Origin of the sequence: Streptomyces sp. ADI96-02 (genome assembly GCF_003846185.1) — a bacterium.
In the GTDB taxonomy this organism is placed as follows: domain Bacteria; phylum Actinomycetota; class Actinomycetes; order Streptomycetales; family Streptomycetaceae; genus Streptomyces.
Genome location: NZ_ML123034.1, coordinates 6711274 through 6732232, shown reverse-complemented (window position 1 = coordinate 6732232; position 20959 = coordinate 6711274). Strand labels below are relative to the sequence as shown.

Annotated in this window: 16 protein-coding genes and 1 pseudogene; 9 read left to right on the top strand and 8 right to left on the bottom strand. The window is 72.1% G+C overall.

Annotation, left to right across the window (positions count from 1 at the left end):
* Positions 1–86 precede the first annotated feature (86 nt).
* Both EES43_RS29410 and EES43_RS29405 read right to left on the bottom strand, forming a co-directional pair.
* Positions 87–1289, bottom strand: coding sequence for a DUF6397 family protein (locus EES43_RS29410; RefSeq protein ID WP_241192580.1), 1203 nt, complete (start codon positions 1287–1289; stop codon positions 87–89).
* 141 nt (positions 1290–1430) lie between these two features.
* On the bottom strand, positions 1431–1844 hold the full coding sequence (locus EES43_RS29405; RefSeq protein WP_124271587.1) for a roadblock/LC7 domain-containing protein: 414 nt from the start codon (positions 1842–1844) through the stop codon (positions 1431–1433).
* Between the two features lie 143 nt (positions 1845–1987).
* On the opposite strand from EES43_RS29405, the gene EES43_RS29400 reads away from it, so the two are divergent.
* Both EES43_RS29400 and EES43_RS29395 read left to right on the top strand, forming a co-directional pair.
* On the top strand, positions 1988–2416 hold the full coding sequence (locus EES43_RS29400) for a PPOX class F420-dependent oxidoreductase (protein WP_124271586.1): 429 nt from the start codon (positions 1988–1990) through the stop codon (positions 2414–2416).
* An 839-nt stretch (positions 2417–3255) separates the two neighbouring features.
* Positions 3256–3855, top strand: a complete 600-nt coding sequence (locus tag EES43_RS29395) for a class I SAM-dependent methyltransferase (protein ID WP_124271585.1) — start codon at positions 3256–3258, stop codon at positions 3853–3855.
* A gap of 68 nt (positions 3856–3923) precedes the next feature.
* Here the strand turns inward: EES43_RS29395 and EES43_RS29390 are convergent, their stop codons facing one another.
* Positions 3924–4829, bottom strand: a complete 906-nt coding sequence (locus tag EES43_RS29390; protein ID WP_124271584.1) for an oxygenase MpaB family protein — start codon at positions 4827–4829, stop codon at positions 3924–3926.
* Between the two features lie 216 nt (positions 4830–5045).
* Between EES43_RS29390 and EES43_RS29385 the strand changes: the two genes are divergently transcribed.
* A complete protein-coding gene (locus EES43_RS29385; protein ID WP_124271583.1) occupies positions 5046–5963 on the top strand; it encodes a hypothetical protein in 918 nt (305 codons plus the stop codon).
* Between the two features lie 141 nt (positions 5964–6104).
* On the opposite strand, the gene EES43_RS29380 is transcribed toward EES43_RS29385, so the two are convergent.
* Both EES43_RS29380 and EES43_RS29375 read right to left on the bottom strand, forming a co-directional pair.
* On the bottom strand, positions 6105–6287 hold the full coding sequence (locus EES43_RS29380) for a hypothetical protein (RefSeq protein ID WP_124271582.1): 183 nt from the start codon (positions 6285–6287) through the stop codon (positions 6105–6107).
* 106 nt (positions 6288–6393) lie between these two features.
* The gene (locus EES43_RS29375; protein ID WP_241192579.1) at positions 6394–7596 is read right to left on the bottom strand and encodes an acyl-CoA desaturase; all 1203 of its coding nucleotides are present in this window, start codon (positions 7594–7596) and stop codon (positions 6394–6396) included.
* A gap of 261 nt (positions 7597–7857) precedes the next feature.
* Here EES43_RS29375 and EES43_RS29370 point away from each other — a divergent pair, with 261 nt between their 5' ends.
* The 5 genes and pseudogenes from EES43_RS29370 to EES43_RS29345 all read left to right on the top strand — a co-directional run bounded on the left by EES43_RS29370 (position 7858) and on the right by EES43_RS29345 (position 16441).
* Entirely contained in the window at positions 7858–10860 is a 3003-nt protein-coding gene (locus EES43_RS29370) for a DEAD/DEAH box helicase (protein ID WP_124271581.1), read from the top strand.
* The gene (locus EES43_RS29365; RefSeq protein WP_124271580.1) at positions 10857–12293 is read left to right on the top strand and encodes an SWIM zinc finger family protein; all 1437 of its coding nucleotides are present in this window, start codon (positions 10857–10859) and stop codon (positions 12291–12293) included. Before EES43_RS29370 ends, EES43_RS29365 begins: the two co-directional genes overlap by 4 nt.
* Positions 12294–12766: 473 nt before the next feature.
* Positions 12767–13345: pseudogene (locus tag EES43_RS29355) on the top strand (N-acetylmuramoyl-L-alanine amidase); the annotation flags it as partial.
* A 119-nt stretch (positions 13346–13464) separates the two neighbouring features.
* Positions 13465–14718 carry a GAF domain-containing protein gene (locus EES43_RS29350; RefSeq protein ID WP_241192578.1) on the top strand — a complete coding sequence of 418 codons (1254 nt, stop codon included), beginning with the start codon at positions 13465–13467 and terminating at the stop codon, positions 14716–14718.
* 199 nt (positions 14719–14917) lie between these two features.
* Positions 14918–16441 carry an acetaldehyde dehydrogenase ExaC gene (locus tag EES43_RS29345; protein WP_124271576.1) on the top strand — a complete coding sequence of 508 codons (1524 nt, stop codon included), beginning with the start codon at positions 14918–14920 and terminating at the stop codon, positions 16439–16441.
* A 169-nt stretch (positions 16442–16610) separates the two neighbouring features.
* On the opposite strand, the gene EES43_RS29340 is transcribed toward EES43_RS29345, so the two are convergent.
* The 3 genes from EES43_RS29340 to EES43_RS29330 form a co-directional block, all read right to left on the bottom strand.
* Positions 16611–17147 (bottom strand): integrase, encoded by a 537-nt coding sequence (locus EES43_RS29340; RefSeq protein WP_241192577.1) that lies wholly within the window; start codon positions 17145–17147, stop codon positions 16611–16613.
* 306 nt (positions 17148–17453) lie between these two features.
* Entirely contained in the window at positions 17454–17837 is a 384-nt protein-coding gene (locus tag EES43_RS29335; RefSeq protein ID WP_241192576.1) for a hypothetical protein, read from the bottom strand.
* Positions 17834–18301 carry an ATP-binding protein gene (locus EES43_RS29330; protein WP_124271575.1) on the bottom strand — a complete coding sequence of 156 codons (468 nt, stop codon included), beginning with the start codon at positions 18299–18301 and terminating at the stop codon, positions 17834–17836. The genes EES43_RS29335 and EES43_RS29330 overlap by 4 nt, the downstream gene beginning before the upstream one ends.
* 498 nt (positions 18302–18799) lie before the next feature.
* On the opposite strand from EES43_RS29330, the gene EES43_RS30915 reads away from it, so the two are divergent.
* The coding region (locus EES43_RS30915; protein ID WP_164493315.1) for an RHS repeat domain-containing protein at positions 18800–20959 on the top strand (2160 nt) is incomplete at its 3' end.

The following is a 20959-nucleotide window of genomic DNA, read 5'->3' as shown; positions in this document are numbered from 1 at the left end:
CCCTCCCGGTCCTGGCCGGCCTGCGGGATTGCCGCCTGATCAGCCCATGACCACGATGCCGAACCGGCACGGGTACGCGCGATCGATCATCCCTCGCCCCGTGTCGGCCAACCCTCACGCCTCCGCCACCGGCCGAGCCGCTCCAACAGCCCGCCCGCCCCCGCCTCTCGCTTCCTGCCGCCAGCTCCGCCTCGGCCGCGCCCACGCCCGCCGGGCCCTGGACCGCCACACCCGCTTCCGGCGGGCCGCTTCCCGCCGCGCTCGCCCCCGTCGAGCCCCTGACCTCTGCACTCGCTCCGGCCGGGCGCTGTTCCGCGTCGTTCTTCCCCAGCGGCGGCCGGCCCGGCCACCGCCCCGGTGGATCGACTCCGCACTCCGGCCGTCGGCACGTGTGGCCGCGCCCGGCGGGTCGTGGACGGCACGCGCACGCCGGGCCTCACCGGCGAAGCACCCGGCACCGCCGGCACGGCGCGCGCGTCCCCGGGATGTGGCGCGGCTCGCTCCTCGCGGGCCCGGTCCAGCTCCAGCGTCACGTTGACCCGCCGCCACAGGATCTCGTCGGGATCGTCCGCCAGGGACAGCCGCGCCATCGCTTCCCTGGCCCCGATCGACACCGGGCGACCGAAGACCGGCTCCGGCCGCACCCGGAGCAGATAGGCACGCTCATAGGGGTCGTCCACCACCTCCGCCAACTGCACGGGATCCAGCGCCGATGCCTCGATCGCAGCGCGGACCCATGGGTCACGGGTGCGCTTGAGCAGCCTGTCGACCCGCTGCAACCGCCAGTTGCGCGCACGCCGGTCTCCCCCGGCCTCCAGCGCGTCCCGCATCTCCGGTGGCATCGGGCCCGCGAGCAGCTCGGGCTCCCTCAGCGCGAACGCGTCGATCTCGTCCGCCAGGTAGAGCCAGACCACCGCGCGGTACCGGTTCAGACAGAAGGTGACCGGCGAGAGGCAACCGGCCTTGGCCAACCGGGTGAAGCGGGCGGGAGCGACGCGCAGCAGGGCGGCACCCTCCGCGGTCCCCACCGTCCGCACGCGTTCCGCGACGCCGTCGGGAAAGTCGGGCTGCTCGCGCAGTCGGGCGATCTCCGCCTCGCGCACCCTCGGCCTGCCACCGCCCGGAACCGGATCCACCGCGATCAGCCCCATGTGCACGGCGAGCTCGAACTCACCTTTTCGCAGGCCCAGTTCCTGCGCGGCCCGCCCTGCGGCCAGCGTGACGGCAGGATCGCTCCACCCCGCACCGACGTTCCCCGTCTGCGTGCGCGATGCTTCCTTGACGGTCATGGCCGCCTCCCCCGTGAGGTTCGAATACTCTCCGTGATCACGGTAGTCCGAGAGAGTCACTTTCCGTCGACCCTGTGGATAACTCTGCTCGCGCAACGGAATCCGCAGCTCAGAGAGGGTGAGGGTGAGGGTCGGCCGCCGTCAGACGGGTTCGGAGCCGTCCGCGCCGCCTTGGCGCACCGACACGCCCAGGTGCTCGCCCACGCGGTTGACGAGCAGGGTCATCTCGTAGGCGACCTGGCCGACATCGGCTTCGGCCGCCGTGAGCACGCACAGGCAACTGCCCTCGCCCGCCGCCGTCACGAAGAGCAGTGCCTCGTCGAACTCGACCATCGTCTGACGGGGCCGGCCGGCCCGGAAGTGCCTGCCGGATCCCCGCGCCAGGCTGTGCAGACCGGAGGACACCGCCGCAAGGTGCTCCGCGTCCTCCCGGGCCAAACCGGTACTGGCACCGGTCACCAGCCCGTCGTTGGACAGCACCAGGGCGTGCCGTATGTGACGCACCCTCTTCGTGAGATCGTCGAGAAGCCAGTCGAGTCCCCGGTCAAGCGCCATGTGCTCGTCCTCCCCGTGCCGTCGTGCCCCGTTGCCCCCCGCTACGCGCGTAAGCCTTGCGTAACGCTCTCGTGCGGGCAAGCGGCCCCGGTTGCCCGGGGCGTCGCTTCGCGCCATGCGGACATCGGGCCCAAGATGGGCGTATGGCACACCACATGACCGAAGAAGAGTGGCGGGCGTTCCTCTCCGAGGGGACCCGGACCGCCAAGGTGTCGACCGTGCGCGCGGACGGCAGTCCGCACATCGCACCCGTCTGGTTCCTGCTCGACGGCGACTCGGTGGTCTTCAACACCGGCAAGGAGAGCGTGAAGGGGCGCAATCTGGCGCGCGACGGCCGAGTCTCGCTGTGCGTGGACGACGAACGTCCGCCGTACGCGTTCGCCGTGGTGCGGGGGCGGGCCGATCTGACTGAGGATCCGGAGGAACTGCGGCGCTGGTCGACGCTGATCGCGAGGCGCTACGTGGGCGCCGAGGCTGCCGAGGAGTTCGGTCGGCGCAACGGCGGGCCCGGTGAGCTCGTGGTCCGGGTGGGCATCGACAGGGTCGTGGCCTTGGCGGACATGGCCGACTGACCAACGGCCGGCTTCTGGAGCAGTCGACCGACGAAGGCGGGAAGCCGTGCGGTGTGTATGCGCCCGGCATACTCGACCGCTCGGACGGGGATGTCCCTCGCGGTCTTCCGGTCGGGGACATCGCAGGGATGGCAGGCGTCTCCCGGTCCGGATCGAGGCACAAGTCATGCCGCCCTCCGCGTGCCGGAACGCGTCGCCCTCGGGGTGCGCGCATGCTCCGGGGGAGCCATCGACTGCGGCGACGGGCGGGATGCGCCGCGTTCCCATGGAGTCGATCGCCACGAAGGAGTCCTGCCGGTCGGCGTGTGCCGGCCGGCGGGACGGCGACGAGGTCACCCTCGGGCAGGTCGTCCCACGGGAACCCCCGGCTGTCCTGCCCCGGGTGCCGAACAGATGCAGCGTGAGGTTGGAGTGGATGGTGATACGGCCGAAATCCATCGCTCGGTCCACGCGGGCTTCCGCGCTGCCCCTTCGGTGCCGTCGATTCCGCGCCCCCTCCGCCTCGGAGGTTCCCCTGTCAGCGACGGCCGGATTTCGCTGACAACTCTCACGGCGGCGTCCCCGCCCCGCACCGGGGAGCACGCGTCCGGGGCGGGGCGGGGGCGGAGCCGTGGCGCCCCCGGGCATGCCCGGAACGGCGCCTGCACTGACCTTTTCGGGTGCAGGGAAACGGTGTACGGCCGGCGGCGACGGGACGCCCCCGGACAGCGGCGTCCGGGCCGGCCCCTCGCCCGGATCCTCGCCCGCCCCCGGTCCATCGCCCCGGGGCCTCCCCCGCGCCCGTCCGGCCGCCGTCCACGTCGCTGTCCCGTGAACCTCCGGTGCGCGATCATGTCCCCATGACCGACCACCGCGCTCACGTCCTGGACTTCTTCACCCCGCGCGCCGCGGACTGGGACAGCCGGTTCCCGGACGACGGGCCGGCCTACGCATCCGCCGCCGGAGCCCTCGGGCTGCGGCCCGGAGACGCGGTGCTCGACGCGGGCTGCGGAACGGGCCGGGCGCTGCCCGCGTTGCGCGCCGCGGTCGGCGCGCGGGGCACGGTCATCGGCGTGGACCTCACCCCGGCCATGCTGGAGGCGGCGGCACGGGCCGGGCGCGACGAGTGCGCGACGCCCCTGCACGCCGACGTCGCCCGGCTGCCGCTGCGCGACGCGACCCTGGACGCGGTGTTGGGGGCGGGGCTGATCTCCCATCTCGCGCACCCCGCCGCGAACCTGGCGGAACTGGCGCGAGTGGTGCGTCCCGGCGGTGTACTGGCCCTGTTCCACCCCATCGGACGGGCCGCGCTGGCAGCACGCCAGGGCCGCCCGATCACCGACGACGACCTGCGGGCCGAGCCCCGGCTGGGCCCGCTGCTGGCCCGAGGTGGTTGGCGGCTGGACTCCTACCAGGACGAGGACGACCGGTTTCTCGCCCTCGCGGTACGACCATCCTGACGGCGTCGGGGCCGTGCCGACGGGCCCCGCACGGCGGCTTGCCGCCCGGGGCGCTGACCGCCGGGTCCTTACTCCGCGGGAGTCCGCGGCGTATCCCGGCGGGGCACCGGGCAGCCCCGGACGCCCGGCGTGGGGAACGTGCCGAGCGAGGCGATCTCGTAGCCGTCGGGGTACCCCTTGACCATGGGATTCCGGCGGGCGAAGTGGGCGGACCTCCTCGGCGGCAGGAGCCGTACGGCACGGGCCCGAAGCCGTAACGCGCCCCGGGTGAGCCCTCGGGCGACGGGACCGGGCCGCCGGTAGCGGAAGGCCCGCAGCAGCGAGTCGTCCAGGAGGGCCAGGCTCGCTCCGCGCACCACGGGGGCCAGCGGAGCCGGATACCAGGAGGCCATGAGCGCGAGTGTCGCGTCCGAGACCCGGCGGGCTCCTTCGTCCCAGCCGAAGTGTTCGTCCTCGTACGCGTCGAGTGTGCGCTCGAAGTCCTCGTAGGTCTGCGGCACTTCCTTGATCCCCATCCGGGCGCCGAGCACGCGGTGGTAGGCGGTGGAGGCCCGCAGCTCGTGATCGGAGAGCCGGCGCCATCCGAACTCGTCCAGCCAGCGCTTCGGTGTGACGACGAAGGTGCACAGGACGTAGCGCATGTCGTCGTTGCTGATCTCGTAGCCGCCGTGCATCTGGTTGATCCGGCGGACGGCCGTGCGGCCCTCCTCGCTCTCGAACCCGTGCTCCACGACGGCGTCCAGGAGCAACGCGGTGTCGTCGTAGCGCTTCTGCGGACGCTCCGTCAACTCACCTGTCCTGTCGAGGAGTCGGCCGATGCTGGGGACGGCATAGGTGCGGTAGAGGGCGAGTTCCAGGGCACGGGTGACATCCCAGGGGAACTCGTAGGCCACGGTGAGGCGGTAGATCTCCAGGAAGTCCCGCTCCGGATCCAGGCGCTGAATCTCCTTGAGCCGGTCGTAACGCTTCGCCACGCTGCCCCCTCGCTCGGCCGGAGCAGCCACCTTACGCGGGCGGGGCCCACGCCACAGGGCCTTCGGGCGCATCGGATCGGCCCGAACGGTCGGGGCGCACGGTCGTCCGCCGTGCCTCGCCGTCGTCGTTCAGGGCCTCGACGGCAGGGTTACCCAGTAGCTAGGGTGCGCCGACGGACCAGCGGACGACCCGACGGGCGATGAGGTGGCTGTGCGATGAAGGACGAGGAGGAGGCGGTGGCCGTCGCGGACGACGCGGTCGCCGACGACGACGCGCTGCTCGTTCTGACCGCCGTGCTGCTCACCCCCGCCCGCTACCCCAGCGTGCTGGGCGACGACTACGTGGCCGCGTGCGACGCGCTCGCGCTCGAACCGTACGAGGAGGGCTACGGCCTCGTCCTCGGTCAGGACAGTGCGGGCGCCAGGTGGACGGTGGTGGTGGAGGACGTCTCGACGGTGGCGGTGGCGATCGCCGCCTGGGACTGCGGCATGGAGTACGACCTGTCCCCCGACGACCGCTCGGTGGTGTGCGCGCTGCCGGGCTGGCCTCTGGCCGTGGCGGTCGCCGCACCGGGCGTTCCCGCGCCGCACGACCCGCAAACCGAGGAGGGCGGTCCCGCCGCACTGACGCCCCCGGACTCGCGGGGCTGGGGTCCCGCGCAACGGCGGCTCGGGGCGGACGAGATCGCGGGGCGGTGGTCCGACTGGCGGGAGCAGGTCGACGACGCGGGCTTCCGCCCGAGCGGCGCGGGCGAGGACACTCCGAGCACCGGCACCGGCATCGAGACCGGATCGGAGGGGCCCCCGGCCGTCGACGGCTCGCCCGTGCCCGGTGAGGCGGGCGGCGGGACCGCGGCCCTCCCGCGCCACCCCGGCGTGCGAAGGGCTCTGTCGGAGGCCCTCGCCTACACGCGGACTCCACCGCCGCCCGGCCGTATCCGCTCGTTCTTCGCCTCCGCCGACGCTCGTACGCTGCGCGTCGACGGGCCGGGATGGTCGATGGTGGCCCGGACCGACGACATCGCCTTCATCCTGCTGGACGAAGCACCGGGCGACATACTGCCCGTGGGCCGTGGTCCCGCCCTGCCCGGCCTGCTGAAGGCCCTGGACGAGCTGGCCGTGCGGCCTGCCTGACCGGCGAATGGCGCACGCCTTCCCCCTGAGACCCGCGCCTGGCGCACGTCACCCTGCAAAGACCCGGCCCGCGCCTGGCGCACGTCTCCCGAGGGCTCGCCCTGGTCCCGCGCCGGCGACCGGAGCCGCCGGCGCGCGGGCTCAGCGGTCGATGCCCTTCCGGTTGATCCTGCGGAGTCTGCGCCGCTGGGACGGGTCCAGCAGCAGATAGCCCGCCACCGGTACGCCGATCACCACCAGCAGCGCCCACCAGAACCCGATGAGGGGCCAGAGGATGGCTGCCGCGACAACTCCCGCGACCGCTGCCTTCGCACCGTTCGACATGGTCCATGCCTCCTTCGCGGCCGTCGCCGCTCCTGCATCCCTCAACGCTCGCGCGGACCCGCGCGTTCCCCGCCCCGCCGGTCCTCGTGGCGGACGCCCCCGGCCGTCACCGCAGCGGGTCGCCGACCTCGTGCATGTGGGCCAGGGCCTGGCGGTAGGACTCCACGAGTCCGGTCTCCGCGTACGGCATGCCGATGCTCGCGCAGTGCGCCCTGACCAGGGGTTGCGCCAGCCGTAGGTGAGGCCGGGGCATGCTCGGGAACAGGTGGTGTTCGATCTGGTAGTTCAGCCCGCCGAGGAACCAGTCGGTGAGGACGCCTCCGCGGACGTTGCGGGAGGTCAGCACCTGGCGCCGGAGGTGGCCCCAGCGTTCCCCGTCCGGGTCGGGCATCTCCATGCCCTTGTGGTTGGGGGCGAAGGCCATCCCGAGGTGGAGTCCGAACAGCGCGTGCACGACCAGGAAGAAGACGACCGCCTTCCCGACGGACAGCGTGGCCGGCAGCAGCGTCGCGTACAGCGCGAGATGCGCGGTCATCAGCAGGGCGGAGAGAGCGCGCTCCCGGGCCGGCTGGCGGCCCAGGTACCGGAACCCGTGGATCTTCAGCGCGAACCCTTCGAGCAGCAGCATCGGGAAGAACAGCCGCGCCTGGTTCCGGGTCAGCCATCGGGCGAACCCTTCGCGCTGCGCGGCCTGCTTCTGCGTCCAGACCAGCGCGTCGGCGGCGACGTCCGGGTCCTTGTCGACATGGTTGGGGTTGGCGTGGTGGCGGACGTGCTTGTCGTTCCACCACGCCTCGTTCATGCCGAGCAGCAGGTTCCCGTGGACGAGTCCGATCACCCTGCTCGTACGGCGGTCGCCGGATATCTGCGCGTGGCCGGCGTCGTGCGCCACGAACGCGGTACGGGCCCACAGGACCGCCAGCGGGAACGACAGGAGCAGGCTCCACCAGGTGTCCCCCAGGAGGACGAACCCGGTGAGCACCGCGGCCAGGGCCAGCAGATTGGCCGTGATCCCGATCGCGTACCAGCCGGGACGATGCTCCAGGAGGCCCTGGCCCCGGACGGCGCGCAGCAGCGGGGCGAAGTCGCTTCCGCCGCCCGCCGGCCCGGTGTCGGGCCTTCCTCCAGCCGGGAGCGCATCGGCCGCGGAGTCCTGGGCCGCACCGGGCTCGGACTCCCGAGCTGTTCCGGGCGCGGAGCCCCGGGGCGGGGAGGGCAGGTCGGCGGGCGGGAAGGCTTCGGACAGCCGGGGGCGGCCCGGACCGCCGTCTCCCGTGGAATCCTCAACGGCGGCTGTCGCCTGGGACATGACGTCTCCGGTTTCTGGAACACATGAGCGCTGACCTGACAGAACGTACGGATCGGAGGCCGAGGTGGGCCATGGCGCCACCACCCCGTTCGTACGGGGGCAGGCCCCCGTGCCCGGTGGTGCCGCTGAGCGCACCATGGCGGCGGGGCGGCGTCGCCGAGTGACACAGGCCACTGTGCGGAGTGACCCGGGGCGTGACGGGATGGAGTACCCTCGGCGACCCCGAGCCCACTAGTCAAATTTGAGGAATCCGGCATCGCTGTGCACAGGCACCCCGCGGCAACACCTTCCGACATCGCCGAACTCTCCCGCTGTTCCGCGATCTTCGTCCCGGCGGATCCGGCGCGTACGGGTCGGGTCGCCTTCTGGAACCCGGACGGTAGCACCCCTCCTCCCGGCCTCGGCTCCCCGTCCGAGCTCACCGTCGTCGCGGCGGACCTGCGGCCCCGTACCGTGACGGCGCTGCACCTGCCCGTACGGGACGCCCTGCCGGTGCTGACCCGGGCACGCGCCGGCGGGTCCGTCTCCCCCGCGACGGCCTTCTGGGGCGCCGCCGGACTGCTGGCCCTGCAGTTCGCCGCCCGCGGACTCCTGCTGCCTGGACTGAGCTCCACCGACCGCGACGCCTGGCGGATCGGTCCGCTCGACGCCGAGGACATCGGGCGGATCAGGGAGCTGGCGGCCTCGATGCCGCCCACCGCGCACGCCACTCCCCTAAAAGGCACGACGGCGAACGGAGAGCCGCTGCTTCCCGAACCGGAGCGACTGCTGCGCGCGTTCCTGGACGCGGTGGCGGACGTACTGCCCCGTACGCCTGCCGCCGGGATCGCCGCCGCGGGTCCCGCGTTCGCCGCCGACGAGCCCCAGCACCTGCCCGCGGCCCGCGCGTGGGCGGCCGACGTGGCCGCCGGTCACGACGCGGGCGTACGGCTCTCCCTGCGGATCGAGGTCTCGGGACTGCTACCGCAGGACGTCTCGGGGCTCGTACCGGAGGACACGGGGATCTCTCCCGGCGGCTCCGCAACCGATCCCGACGACGCTCCGCAGGCGGAAATCGCCGGCGGGATGGCGTCCGGCGCACCGTCGTTCCGTGTGGTGCCGCAGATCCACAGTGTCAACGACCCCTCGCTGGTCGCCGACGCCGCCGAGGTCTGGGCGGGCGGTTCGCGCACGGCTGCGGCGTTCGGCCCGCGAGCGCGGATGGACGCCCTGCTCGCCCTGCGCCGCGCCGCGCGCGCCTGGCCTCCGCTGGCTCCGCTGCTGTCAGCCGCGGTGCCGGACGCGGTCGAGCCGGTCGACGAGGAGATCGCCGAGTTGCTGGGTCCCGCCGGGCGGGCCCTGGCGGCGAACGGTGTGCAGGTCCATTGGCCGAAGCAACTGGCCGGGAAGCTGACCGCGCGGGCGGTGATCGGCCCGTACGCTCCGGACGGGGACGAGGACGGGGAAAGGGACGGGGGCGCGGACGGATTCGGCCGCCGGGGGCGCGCGTCCGCGGACACTCCTTCGTTCCTGTCCGCGGACGCACTGCTGGCGTTCGACTGGCGGTTCGCGCTGGGCGACCGGAGCCTGAGTCGGGACGAGCTGGACCGGCTGGCGGAATCCAGCAGGCCGATCGTGCGGCTGCGCGGTCAGTGGGTGCTCGTCGACCCGGAGGAGGCGCGCCGCGCCCGGGAGACGCGGGATCGCAAGGTCACCCCGATCGACGCGCTGAGTGCGGCGCTGACAGGTTCGACGGAGGTGGACGGCCGTCGCGTGGAGGTCGCGGCGACCGGCTGGCTGAAGCGGCTGCGCGACCGCCTCGCCGACCCCGAGTCCGCCGCGCAGCAGCCGATCGGGCAGCCCGCGGCCCTCGCGGCGACGCTGCGCGACTACCAACTGCGCGGTCTGAACTGGCTCGACACCCTGACCTCCCTGGGGCTGGGAGCCTGCCTGGCGGACGACATGGGGCTGGGCAAGACGATCACGCTCATCGCTCTCCACCTGCACCGCCAGAGCGACGGTTCAGCGGCCGGCCCGACCCTCGTCGTGTGCCCGACGTCGCTGATGGGCAACTGGCAGCGGGAGATCGAGAAGTTCGCCCCGGGCCTTCCCGTGCGCCGCTTCCACGGCGCGTCGCGTTCCCTGGACGACCTGGTGGACGGCGAGTTCGTCCTCACCACGTACGGCACGATGCGGCTGGACGCGCCCCGGCTGGCCGCCGTCTCCTGGGGCATGGTGGTCACCGACGAGGCGCAGCACGTCAAGAACCCTCACTCGGCCACGGCCAAGCAGTTGCGGACCATCGGCGGACGGGCCCGCGTCGCGCTCACGGGCACCCCGGTGGAGAACAAGCTCTCGGAGCTGTGGGCGATCCTGGACTGGACGACGCCCGGCCTGCTGGGCCGGCTCGGCACGTTCCGCACCCGCTACGCCGCCGCCGTCGAGGGGGGAAACGACCCGGCGGCGGCCGAGCGGCTCGGCGCCCTGGTGCGCCCGTTCCTGCTGCGCCGCCGCAAGTCCGATCCGGGGATCGCTCCGGAGCTGCCGCCGAAGACGGAGACGGACCGGGCGGTGTCGCTGACGGCCGAACAGACCGGCCTGTACGAGGCGGTGGTCCGCGAGACGCTGGCGGAGATCTCCGCCGCCGACGGGTTCGAACGGCGAGGGCTCGTGGTGAAGCTGCTGACGGCCCTGAAGCAGATCTGCAACCACCCGGCGCAGTACCTCAAGGAGGAACGGCCACGCATCGCGGACCGGTCGGGGAAGGTCGAACTGCTGGACGAACTGCTGGACACCATTCTGGCCGAGAGGGGTTCGGTGCTGGTGTTCACCCAGTACGTGCGGATGGCCCGGCTGCTGGAGGAGCACCTGGCCGCACGCGGGGTGGGGACACAACTCCTGCACGGCGGAACGTCCGTGGCCCGGCGCGAGGAGATGGTGAACCGTTTCCAGGCGGGCGAGGCTCCGGTGTTCCTGCTGTCCCTGAAGGCGGCGGGGACCGGCCTCAACCTGACCCGTGCCGGGCATGTGGTGCACTTCGACCGGTGGTGGAACCCGGCTGTCGAGGCACAGGCGACGGACCGTGCCTACCGGATCGGGCAGACCCAGCCGGTCCAGGTCCACCGTCTAATCGCCGAGGGCACGATCGAGGACCGCATCGCCGACATGCTCGCCCGCAAGCAGGGGCTCGCCGACGCGGTGCTCGGCTCCGGCGAGGCGGCTCTGACCGAACTGACCGATGCGGAACTGGCCGACCTGGTCCGACTGCGAGGGGGCTCACGATGAGTGACGAATGCGGGATGTACGCCGACGACGGAGCGCGTTCCGCCGACGGCGAGGAGGAGACGGGTTCAAGGTCGCCATCGGCGGGAGGGGGCCCTGTCCCGGAGCGCACGTTCGCCCCGCCGGCCCCCGCGCGCGGCCGGGGCTTCGCGGAGACCTGGTGGGGCCGGGCGTGGCTGAAGGCCCTGGAGGACACGGCCCTGGACGGGGAGCAGATGAAGAGGGGCCGTCGGCTGGCCCGGGAGGGCGGCGTCGGCGCGGTCTCCGTACGGCCGGGCCGGATCACGGCGGTCGTACGCGACCGGGACGGCACGGCGTACCGCAGCGATGTCCTGCTCCAGCAGCTGGGCGACGATGCGTGGGGCCGGTTCCTGGACATGGCGGTGGACCGGGCCGGGCACATCGCGGCGCTGCTGGACCGGGAGATGCCGCCGCATCTCGTGGAGGACGCCACCGACGCGGGAGTGGATCTGCTGCCCGGCATCGGGGACCTGGAGCCGGAGTGCGCGTGCGGGGCGTGGGACCACTGCCCGCATTCGGGGGCGCTGTGCTACCAGGTGGCGCGGTTGCTGGACGCGGATCCATTCGTGCTGCTGTTGATGCGGGGGCGTGACGAGCGGCGGCTCGTGGACGAACTCCAGGTCCGCAGTGCGGCCCGCGCTCCCCGTGCCGCCGAGGTCCGGGACGGTACGGAGGCGGAGGCCGCCGCCGGCCGGGAGGCGTACGGGGTGCCGGCCGGTGAGGCGTTCGCGGCCGAGGGCATTCTGCCGCCGCTGCCGCAGCCGCCGCCGGTGCCCGCCGAACCGGGCCGGCCGCCGTCCCTGGACACCGAGGCGGGCCCGGCGGCCGGCATCGACCCCGCGGCGCTGGAGGTGCTGGCCGCCGACAGTGCGCTGCGGGCCCGCCGGATGCTCCTGGACGCGGTAGCACCGGGCCACGAACGGCAGCCGCTAGCAGTGGAGTTGACGCCGGAGCAGGATGCGGTGCGCCTGGCTGCCGACGGTCGCCCTCAGGCGTCGGTGGCGGCTCGGCTGGCTGCCGGATCGGGCCGTCGGCGTCCGGATCTGGAAGCGGCGGTACGCGCCTGGCGCTACGGCGGGACCGTCGCGCTCGCGGTGCTGGAGGAGGAGTGGGAGCCGGGCCCGGAAGCGCTGGCGCACGCCCGCGCACAGCTCGCGGCCGCCTGGGAGGAGGGCGAGCGACCGCGGCTGCGGGCCGGACAGGGGCGCTGGACGGTGGTGGACCAGGATCTCCAGCTGCGGTACGGCCGGGACGGACGCTGGTGGCCGTACCGCAAGGAGCGGGGCCGCTGGGTGCCCGCAGGACCGGCGGACGACGATCCGGCGGGGGCGCTGGCGGGGGGCTCGGCTGCCGACGGGCTCATCACGGGCGTCGATGGGGCCGGTGCCGCCGATGTGGGGGCCGCGGGGAGCTGAGGCGGGAGGCGGAGGGCACGGCCGGCAGCCCGTCGGGAGCGGGCGCGGGTGACGCGGCGCGTCACGGGGGGGGCGGACTGCGGTCGCCCGCCCCGTCAGGTTCGGGTCGAGACCGCCGCGGGCCGGAGCCGCCGTGGTGTCACCGCGGTCGTCGCTGACGCCGTCTTCGCTGCCGTCGCCGTCGTTGTGGTTGTCGCCGCCGTCGCCGCCGCCGTTGTCGTTGTCCCCGTCGGTGTCGCCGAACTCGGCTCGTGGCCCGTCGTCGTCGCCGTACGCCCGAGGCCCGCACAAGGGAAACAGCGAACACGTGCGCGACGTTCGAGGCAACCGACGGGCCTGTTCGCCACGTCTTCCACGGCGGACCACGCCGCCTCTCGTGGCTCGCCGCCCTACCCACCCCGCCCGTACCGACTGCACCGCACGCCCGCACGGCACCGCAGCGGTTCCCGCCCGTCCCCAGGAGCTCCACGCGCCGCAGATCGTTCCTCCAGGGCGCCGCCGTCACAGCCGCCTCGGCCGCGCTGCTGCCGTCGTCCGTCCGGGCGCCGGCGACACCGCCCGGGGCCAGGGACTACGCGGGCGCCCTCTGGGCACCGGCAGACACGGCCAACTACACCGTGACGAAGGGCGTTCGCGCACGCAGGGTCGACCGGATCGTCATCCACGTGGCGCAGCAGATGTTCACCCCCACGATCGCCATCTTCCGCAACCCCGCGTCGCGGGTGTCCGCCCACTACGTGGTGCGTTCCGGCGACGGCCATGTCGCCCAGTGCGTCCGCGAGCGGGACATAGCCTGGCACGCGGGCGCCTGGGACTACAACGTCCGGAGTATCGGCATCGAGCACGAGGGCTGGGTCGACCGGCCGGAGTACTTCACGGACGCCTTGTACCTGCGTTCCGCGCGACTCACCTCGGACATCTGCGACCGTCACGGGCTGCCCAAGGACCGGGAGCACATCATCGGCCACCACGAGGTGCCGGGCAGCGACCACACCGACCCCGGAGACCTCTGGGACTGGGAGCGCTACCTCCGGCTCGTCGGCACCGCCTGAGCGAGCACGGCGCACCGCCCGCCGCTCGCACAGGGATTCCCCGCCCGCCGAGGTTGCCGCGGGGCCCGGCGGCGACCAGGATGGCAGGGGACGGCTGCCGCCTCGGACAGGAGGGCGAGTTGACGGACCCCTGGGTGGCCCTGACCTCCGGCGCGGATCCCGGCGAACGGCTGGGCGTGCTGCGCCGCGCCCACGAGGTGTTCACCTCGGCGGGCCGACTGGAGCGGCCGGTCCGATCCGTGGTCGGCGAGTCGTGGCGGCGCTCGGCGCGCGCTCGGGTGAGCCCGGACGGAGCGGCCCACGTGGAGTTGCACGCGGACGAGTTGGGCCCGTACCGCGACGCCCACCCGTTGGCCCCGGCGATGCCCGTCATCCGTGAGCTGATGAGCGCGTACGCGACCGACGGCGAGCACCTGCTGGCCGTCTGCGACGCCCACGGCAGGCTGTTGTGGGTCGAGGGCCATCCCGCAGCCCGGCGGCGGGCGGAGCTGATGACCTTCGTGGAGGGCGCACGCTGGGCGGAGACCGTGGCGGGAACCAACGCCCCGGGAACGGCGATCGCGGTGGACAGGCCGGTGCAGGTCTTCGCCGCGGAACACTTCCTGCGCCCGGTGCAGCAGTGGACGTGCGCCGCCGCGCCGCTGCACGACCCGCGGACGGGCCGGGTGCTGGGAGCCGTGGACATCACGGGTGGTGACCGGCTGGCGCACCCGCACAGTCTGGCGTTCGTCCAGGCGGTGGCGCGCGCCGCCGAGTCGCAGCTCGCCCTCCGGGAGCCGCGCTCGGACGGCGACGCGGTGGTGCTGAGCGCTCTGGGCCGGGACGAGGCCCTGCTCGTCGCAGGCGGCCGCACGGTCCTGCTCAGCCGGCGGCACAGCGAGATCCTCGTCGCCCTGGCCCGCCACCCGGACGGACTGACCGGCGACGAACTGCTGATCGCTCTGTACGAGAACGAGTCGGTGACCCCGGTGACCCTGCGGGCCGAGCTCTCCCGGCTCCGACGGTTGCTGGGCCCGGATCTGCTGCGCTCACGCCCGTACCGCCTCGCCGTTCCGGTGGACGCCGATTTCGACACGGTGGCGCGCCGGCTGGGCTCGGGCGCGGTGGCGGCGGCGCTGGAGGCGTACGCGGGTCCGCTGCTGCCGGGATCGCAGGCTCCGTCCGTCGTACGGCTGCGACGTCGCATCGCGGATCAGCTGCGGGCGGCGGTCATCGCGCGGCGCGATCCGGGGCTGCTGGCCGACTGGGCGTACAGCCCGTGGGGCGAGGAGGACCTGCCGGTGTGGCGGGCGCTGGCGGACGCCGTGCCGCCGGAGCGGCGGGCGTCGGTACGGGCCAGGATCACCGGCCTCGACGCGGAACAGGGAGTCTGAGGGCCGGCCCAGGACCGCCGCCTTTCTTCGCCCGACACGCGCGGACCGCAGCGGACGGCAAGCGCCTCTCCCACGCTCCTCGCACGGTCGCGGTCCCGTCCCCTCCTTCTCTGCAACGGCATTGCAACGTCCGTCCGCCTACCATCCCGGCCAAGGGCCGTCCAACGGCGGGCGGCACCGGATCCGGGAGGCCACAGAGATGACCCGTTACGCTGCGCCGGGGACCGATGGCGCGATCGTCACCTACGCGTCGCGGTACGACCACTGGATCGGCGGGGAGTACGTTCCGCCGACACGGGGGCAGTACTTCGAGAACCCGAGCCCGGTGAACGGCCGGCCGTTCACCGAGATCGCGCGGGGAACCGCAGAGGACATCGAGCTGGCCCTGGACGCGGCGCACGCCGCCGCTCCCGCGTGGGGGGCCGCGTCGGCCGGGGACCGCGCCGCCGTGCTGAACAAGATCGCGGACCGGATGGAGGCGCACCTGGAGGAGCTGGCGGTCGCCGAAAGCTGGGAGAACGGCAAGCCGGTACGCGAGACGCTGGCCGCCGACATTCCCCTCGCCATCGATCACTTCCGCTACTTCGCCGGAGCGCTGCGGGCACAGGAGGGCTCCCTCAGCGAGCTCGACGACGACACCGTCGCGTACCACTTCCACGAGCCGCTGGGCGTCGTCGGCCAGATCATCCCGTGGAACTTCCCCATCCTGATGGCCACCTGGAAGCTCGCCCCCGCGCTGGCGGCGGGCAACGCGGTGGTCCTGAAGCCGGCCGAGCAGACACCGGCGTCGATCCACCTGTGGATGGGTCTGGTGGCCGACCTACTGCCGCCGGGAGTGGTCAACATCGTCAACGGCTTCGGCGCGGAAGCCGGCAAGCCGCTCGCCTCCAGCCCGCGCGTGGCGAAGATCGCGTTCACCGGGGAGACCACGACGGGGCGGCTGATCATGCAGTACGCCTCCGAGAACATCAAACCGGTGACGCTGGAGCTGGGCGGCAAGTCGCCGAACATCTTCTTCGACGACGTCTCGCGCTCCGAGGACGACTTCCTCGACAAGGCGCTCGAAGGGTTCACCATGTTCGCCCTCAACCAGGGCGAGGTGTGCACGTGCCCGTCCCGTGCGCTCATCCAGCGCGGGCACTACGGGGCGTTCCTGGAGGCGGGTATCGCCCGCACCGAGAAGATCGTGGCGGGCAACCCGCTGGACACCGAAACGATGATCGGCGCCCAGGCGTCCAACGACCAGCTCCAGAAGATCCTTTCGTACCTGGACATCGGTCAGCAGGAGGGTGCGAAGATCCTGACGGGCGGTCAGCGCATCGAGCACGGAGGCGAGTTGGAGGGCGGTTACTACGTCCAGCCGACGATCTTCGAGGGAGACAACCGCATGCGGGTCTTCCAGGAGGAGATCTTCGGCCCGGTCGTGGCGGTGACGTCCTTCACGGACTTCGACGACGCCATCACCACGGCGAACGACACGCTGTACGGGCTCGGGGCCGGCGTCTGGACGCGTGACCTCAACACGGCCTACCGGGCGGGCCGCGCCATCAAGGCGGGCCGGGTCTGGACGAACTGCTACCACGCCTACCCGGCACACGCCGCGTTCGGCGGGTACAAGCAGTCGGGCATCGGCAGGGAGAACCACAAGATGATGCTGGAGCACTACCAGCAGACGAAGAACCTCCTGGTGTCGTACTCGCCGAAGAAGCTGGGCTTCTTCTAGACACAGCAGATGGGCGCCTGACCAGGGGATTTCCCTGGCAGGCGCCCTTCGTTGCGCACATTGGACCCGTGGGTCGAACTACGAGGCTACTCCCGATATCTCCCACCGCTGTCCCACCTCTGACCAGCCGTTCCGGGGCATTTCCGGGCCAAGGTCCGACCCGGGCGCCCTACGCACCGCTCTCCAGCTCGTCCCACCGCCGCATCGACTCCTCTATCAACGCGTTGGCGTGGTTGCGCGCCTGGGCCAGGAACTTGGCGTAGTAGCGGAAGAGGACCTGGATGCTCTGCCCCGCTCTGCGCGCACACTCCGTAGGGTCGACGCCGGAGGCGAGCCAGAACGAGATTCCCGCGTGGCGCAGGTCGTAGGGGCGCTTCGCCAGCGCAAGAGCGTGCTCGTCGAGGGTGAGTGCGGCCTCACACGCCCGCCCCCATGTGATGCCGTATGCCGCGGCCTCGATGTAGTTTCCCGCCGCGTTGCGAAACAGACGTCCGTCAGGCGCGACACCGAAGCGTTCTATACGCTCGCGCAGCATGCGGACAAGTACGGGCGGGATGGGCACCGGACGCGTGGCTTTGGCGGCCCGTCGCTTCAGTGAGTGGATCTCGTTTCCCAGTCCATCCGTCAATTGACACAGATCCATTTTGGAAGTTTGCGAGATTAAAGTAATGCCCGACCCGCCCGCCGCGATCGAGGAAATTTCCAACCCGTGATACGACGCCTACCGAACCCTTTTGCGAGTTCCGCATCTGCCCAACCCACCCATGAAAAACCGCGCAAAGGATCAGGGTCTCAGGGAAATTCCCTATAGCGAGGTCGTCTTCTTCAGTGCGGTCCGGATCCTGATCAGCCGTCCTCACTTCTACGGGGCCGGGGCAGAAGGCGAGGTGGGCGTTCGGCGCACGGCTGCGTGTACGCGTGCCGGACGGCCGGGCGGCCGGCTGGAGGAGGGCGGTACGGCGCAGGGCGGCCAGGGCGCGGTAGCGCAGCCGGCGCAGCGAGCGTGCGGTCATCAGCTCGTCCAGTCGGGCTGGTCGGACATTTCCAGGACGTCGGGTGGCTGGTCGGTCCGGGCGGCGCTGATGCGGGTGACGTGTCCGGTGGGCTCCAAGCCCATGGTGGCCAGCTCTTCGTCGTCGTGGAGGGCGCACAGCAGGGCGGCGGCGGCCGGGAGGCTGAGCGGGGTGAGGGGGCCGTGTCCGAGGAGGGCGGCGGTGTCGGGGTCGGTGAGGGCCGCTTGGCGGGCGTGGGCGAGAACTTGGCGGGGTTCGGTGACGGTGATCTCGTCGACGGTTATGCGCTGGACGCGGAGGTCGAGGGGGCGGTCGGGAGCCGGCTCCGGGGTGGCGGGGGCAGGGGCGCGCAGCAGGCTCGGGTGGGTCGGGTGAGTGGTCATGACGTCGGCTCCAGGGTGCGGGCGGCCGGGATCGCGGCGCGCGGTTCGGCTCGGGTGGCGGGGGTGAGGACGGCCCGGGCTCGGGATTGGTAGGGGTAGGGGGCGCGGCGCTGGCCGTGGCGAGCGGCGAGGTGGTCGACGAGGACCAGGCCGCGGCCGTGCTCGTCGCCGTCCTGGTCGTCGTGTTCGTCGTGGCGGGCGGGGCCGCCGTCGTCGACCTGGACGTGGTAGCGGTCGGCCGTGTCGCGGGAGAGGTGGGCGCGGATGGGTCCGGTGGCGTTGGTGACCAGCTCGCACATCACCAGCAGGACGTCGTCCTTCTCCTCGCCGGTGGCTTCCCAGCCGGTGAGCGCGGCGGCGGCCCAGTGGCATGCCCAGGGGCAGGCGCTGGTGCGGCGGGTGGGCCCGGCCGCGACTGGTACAACGCGACCGCGTCCGTCTTGAACTCGGCGCGAGTGCTTCATCCCCACGGGGACTCCGTTCGGAGACCGCCGTCAGTGGCGGTGGGCGGGTCGGGGGGCGGGGCCGTGGGCAGGAGGGTCAGATCGGGACGGTCGAACCGGTGGCTGGGCTGGCGGCCCGTGTGAGGAGGGCCGGGGTCGCGGAGATGTCGGAGGCAGTGGTTGTGCGCTGCGCACTGTGTGGTGCGGTGCGTGCGTTTCCTGGACGGCGGCCGGGGGGAATCTGTGGTTTTTCCATATGTTCGTGCTGTTTTTTTTTGGGTTTCTCTGGGGGTGAATCATTGTCTTCACCACTGTCTGTGAGGCTGTGTGATGTCTGTACGTGGTCGTGTCGCTGGTGTTTCCGCTGGTCGCCGTGTTGTGGCGTCGTGTGTGTCGGTGGCGGTGGGGCTGTCGTTGCCGTGGGTGGCGGGGGTGGGTTTCGCTTCTGCGGCCCCGTCGAGCGCTGCGGGTGTGTCGGCTTCGTCGGGTGGTTCGGGTGGGGGTTCGTTGGCGGCGGCGATGGGGTCGTTGGGCGGCGCGGTGGACGAGCGGAGGGGCGAGGCCCGGTTCGGGCCGATGCTGGGCGGGGTGTCGGGGCCGGCGGGTTCGGGGCTGGAGGTGAAGGCCCAGTTCTCGCAGGGGCTGTCGGCCGCGGGGGTGGACCGGTTCGGGCTGGGCTCGGGAATGTCCCTGGGCCTTTCGTTCATGGACATGGACCGGGGTGTGCTGGTGCTCTCGTCGGCTGAGCACCGTGTGGATGCCTCCGCGGAGTCGGGGCTGAAGGACTACAGGCTGAAGGACGTGAAGCTGACCCGTGGTGCCGGTGACGCTCCGGTAGCTCACGCGTACACGCTGGAGTCGTTCAAGGACGGGTCGAAGCAGTACTTCGACCAGGCGGGCGACCTGGTGGCCGTGCAGGACCGGTTCGGTCATGTCACGAAGCTGACGTGGAAGAACGTGAACAACATGCACCGGTTGGATTCGGTGACCGGAGGCTGGGGTTCGAAGCTCTCGGTGCGCTACGAGGGTTCCAAGGTGGTCTTCGCTTCGCCGAAGCGGTGGGGTCAGGCGAAGGCCCCGGAGACGGTGGTCGAGCTGGCGCAGGGCCGGGTGAGGTCGGTGACCGCACCCTCCGGTGACAGGACCGCTGTGGAGTGGACCGTCGAGGGGGCCGGGGCCGTGGTGGTCCCGAAGGCGGTCGTCTCGCCGGCCGGAGCACGAACCGAGTTCGAGTACACGGAGCTGGAGGAGCGTTCCGGGGGTGTGGTGGCGGTGTCGGAGGTGGCGGTGAAGGACGCCGCCGGGAAGACCATTGTGGATCCGGTGACGGTCAGTCTGGATCCGGACGGGGCGAACGGCGGCCGGAACTACACCGGCTGCCCGCAGTACTGCCAGGACGGCACCGACCGGCTGGAGAACTCCGGCGACGGCTCGTTCACCTACCGGGTACGCCTCTCCCAGCAGAACGGCCAGGAAGTGGAACGCACCTACAACGCCCTGCACCTGCAGAAGCGCGAAGTGAACCGGGTCAGGATCGGATCACAGACCAAGGAGACATCTCGCACCGAGATGTCCTACCCGGGTGAGAGGGCGGACGGTTCCCCGCCGAGGGTGAAGGACGCCCCGGGGGACTACCAGATGCCCTCCCGGGTGAAAGTGAGCACGGTCGACCCGTCGGACCCGTCCCGGACGAAGGACACCGAGGTGTCCACGGGGTTCGACGTGATGGGCCGGCAGACCTCGCAGGTCCAGGACGGGGTGGAGACGACGACCGAGTACGGGGCGAACTCGATCCCGGTGCGCACCGAGACGAAGGACACCGAGACCGGGGCCAGGCAGGTCGTGGAGAACACCTTGACCGGGGACGGGAAGGCGATCGCGAAGACGGTCACGAAGGCCGCGAAGAACGCTGACGGTGAGCTGGGGACCGTCTCGACCGAGGAGTTCGAGTACCACACCGGTGAACTGGCCGGCGAGGTCGCGAAGACCACCGCCCGGGGTGATGCGTCGGCGAAGGGCGGGGACCCGGGCACGGCGGTCACCTCCACGGACAGCACGGTCGACCGGGACGCGGAGGGCGTGGGGCGTCGGACGAACAAGGTGACGGGTGCGGACGGGGTGGAGACCGTGACGGTGTCCGACCTGGCCAGCGGCAGCACCCTGTCGGAGCGGACCGGCGACCTCGATGAGACCGTCACCGGGTACGACGCGGCGGATCGTCCGGTGAAGTCGACGAGTCCTGATGGGACGGTCACCACCACCTCTTACCAGACCTTTCGGGGCACGGACAGCGCTGCGGGCGGGTCGTCGGTGACGGGCCGCCGGGAGGCGGACGGCTACTCCACCCGCACGGTCAGCGACGAGTTGGGCCGGGAGGTCCGTACGGAGTCGAACTACCGGCCCTCCGGGAACGACGGCCGGGGCGGGATGCTGCCCGACGGACAGTGGCGCCAGGTGTACGGAGCGGAGTTCAACACCTCCGGCCAGCAGGTCAGGACCATCGACGCGGGCGGCCGGGAGACCACGATCGGCTACGACGCGTGGGGCCGTCCCGCGAAGTCCACCACCCCCGATGGCACGGTCACCCTCAATACCCACGACGACGTCGAGGGCACCACCACCGGGCAGACCCTGCCTGCGGGAGCCGACAGACCCGCCGCCACGATCGTGGAGAAGAAG

What these genes read in the sequence shown, in the direction of transcription:
- EES43_RS29410 (WP_241192580.1), bottom strand. Translation starts at nt 1,289, where the DNA reads ATGACCGTCAAGGAAGCATCGCGCACGCAGACGGGGAACGTCGGTGCG.
- EES43_RS29405 (WP_124271587.1), bottom strand. Translation starts at nt 1,844, where the DNA reads ATGGCGCTTGACCGGGGACTCGACTGGCTTCTCGACGATCTCACGAAG.
- EES43_RS29400 (WP_124271586.1), top strand. Translation starts at nt 1,988, where the DNA reads ATGGCACACCACATGACCGAAGAAGAGTGGCGGGCGTTCCTCTCCGAG.
- EES43_RS29395 (WP_124271585.1), top strand. Translation starts at nt 3,256, where the DNA reads ATGACCGACCACCGCGCTCACGTCCTGGACTTCTTCACCCCGCGCGCC.
- EES43_RS29385 (WP_124271583.1), top strand. Translation starts at nt 5,046, where the DNA reads ATGAAGGACGAGGAGGAGGCGGTGGCCGTCGCGGACGACGCGGTCGCC.
- EES43_RS29380 (WP_124271582.1), bottom strand. Translation starts at nt 6,287, where the DNA reads ATGTCGAACGGTGCGAAGGCAGCGGTCGCGGGAGTTGTCGCGGCAGCC.
- EES43_RS29375 (WP_241192579.1), bottom strand. Translation starts at nt 7,596, where the DNA reads ATGTCCCAGGCGACAGCCGCCGTTGAGGATTCCACGGGAGACGGCGGT.
- EES43_RS29365 (WP_124271580.1), top strand. Translation starts at nt 10,857, where the DNA reads ATGAGTGACGAATGCGGGATGTACGCCGACGACGGAGCGCGTTCCGCC.
- EES43_RS29345 (WP_124271576.1), top strand. Translation starts at nt 14,918, where the DNA reads ATGACCCGTTACGCTGCGCCGGGGACCGATGGCGCGATCGTCACCTAC.
- EES43_RS29335 (WP_241192576.1), bottom strand. Translation starts at nt 17,837, where the DNA reads ATGACCACTCACCCGACCCACCCGAGCCTGCTGCGCGCCCCTGCCCCC.
- EES43_RS29330 (WP_124271575.1), bottom strand. Translation starts at nt 18,301, where the DNA reads ATGAAGCACTCGCGCCGAGTTCAAGACGGACGCGGTCGCGTTGTACCA.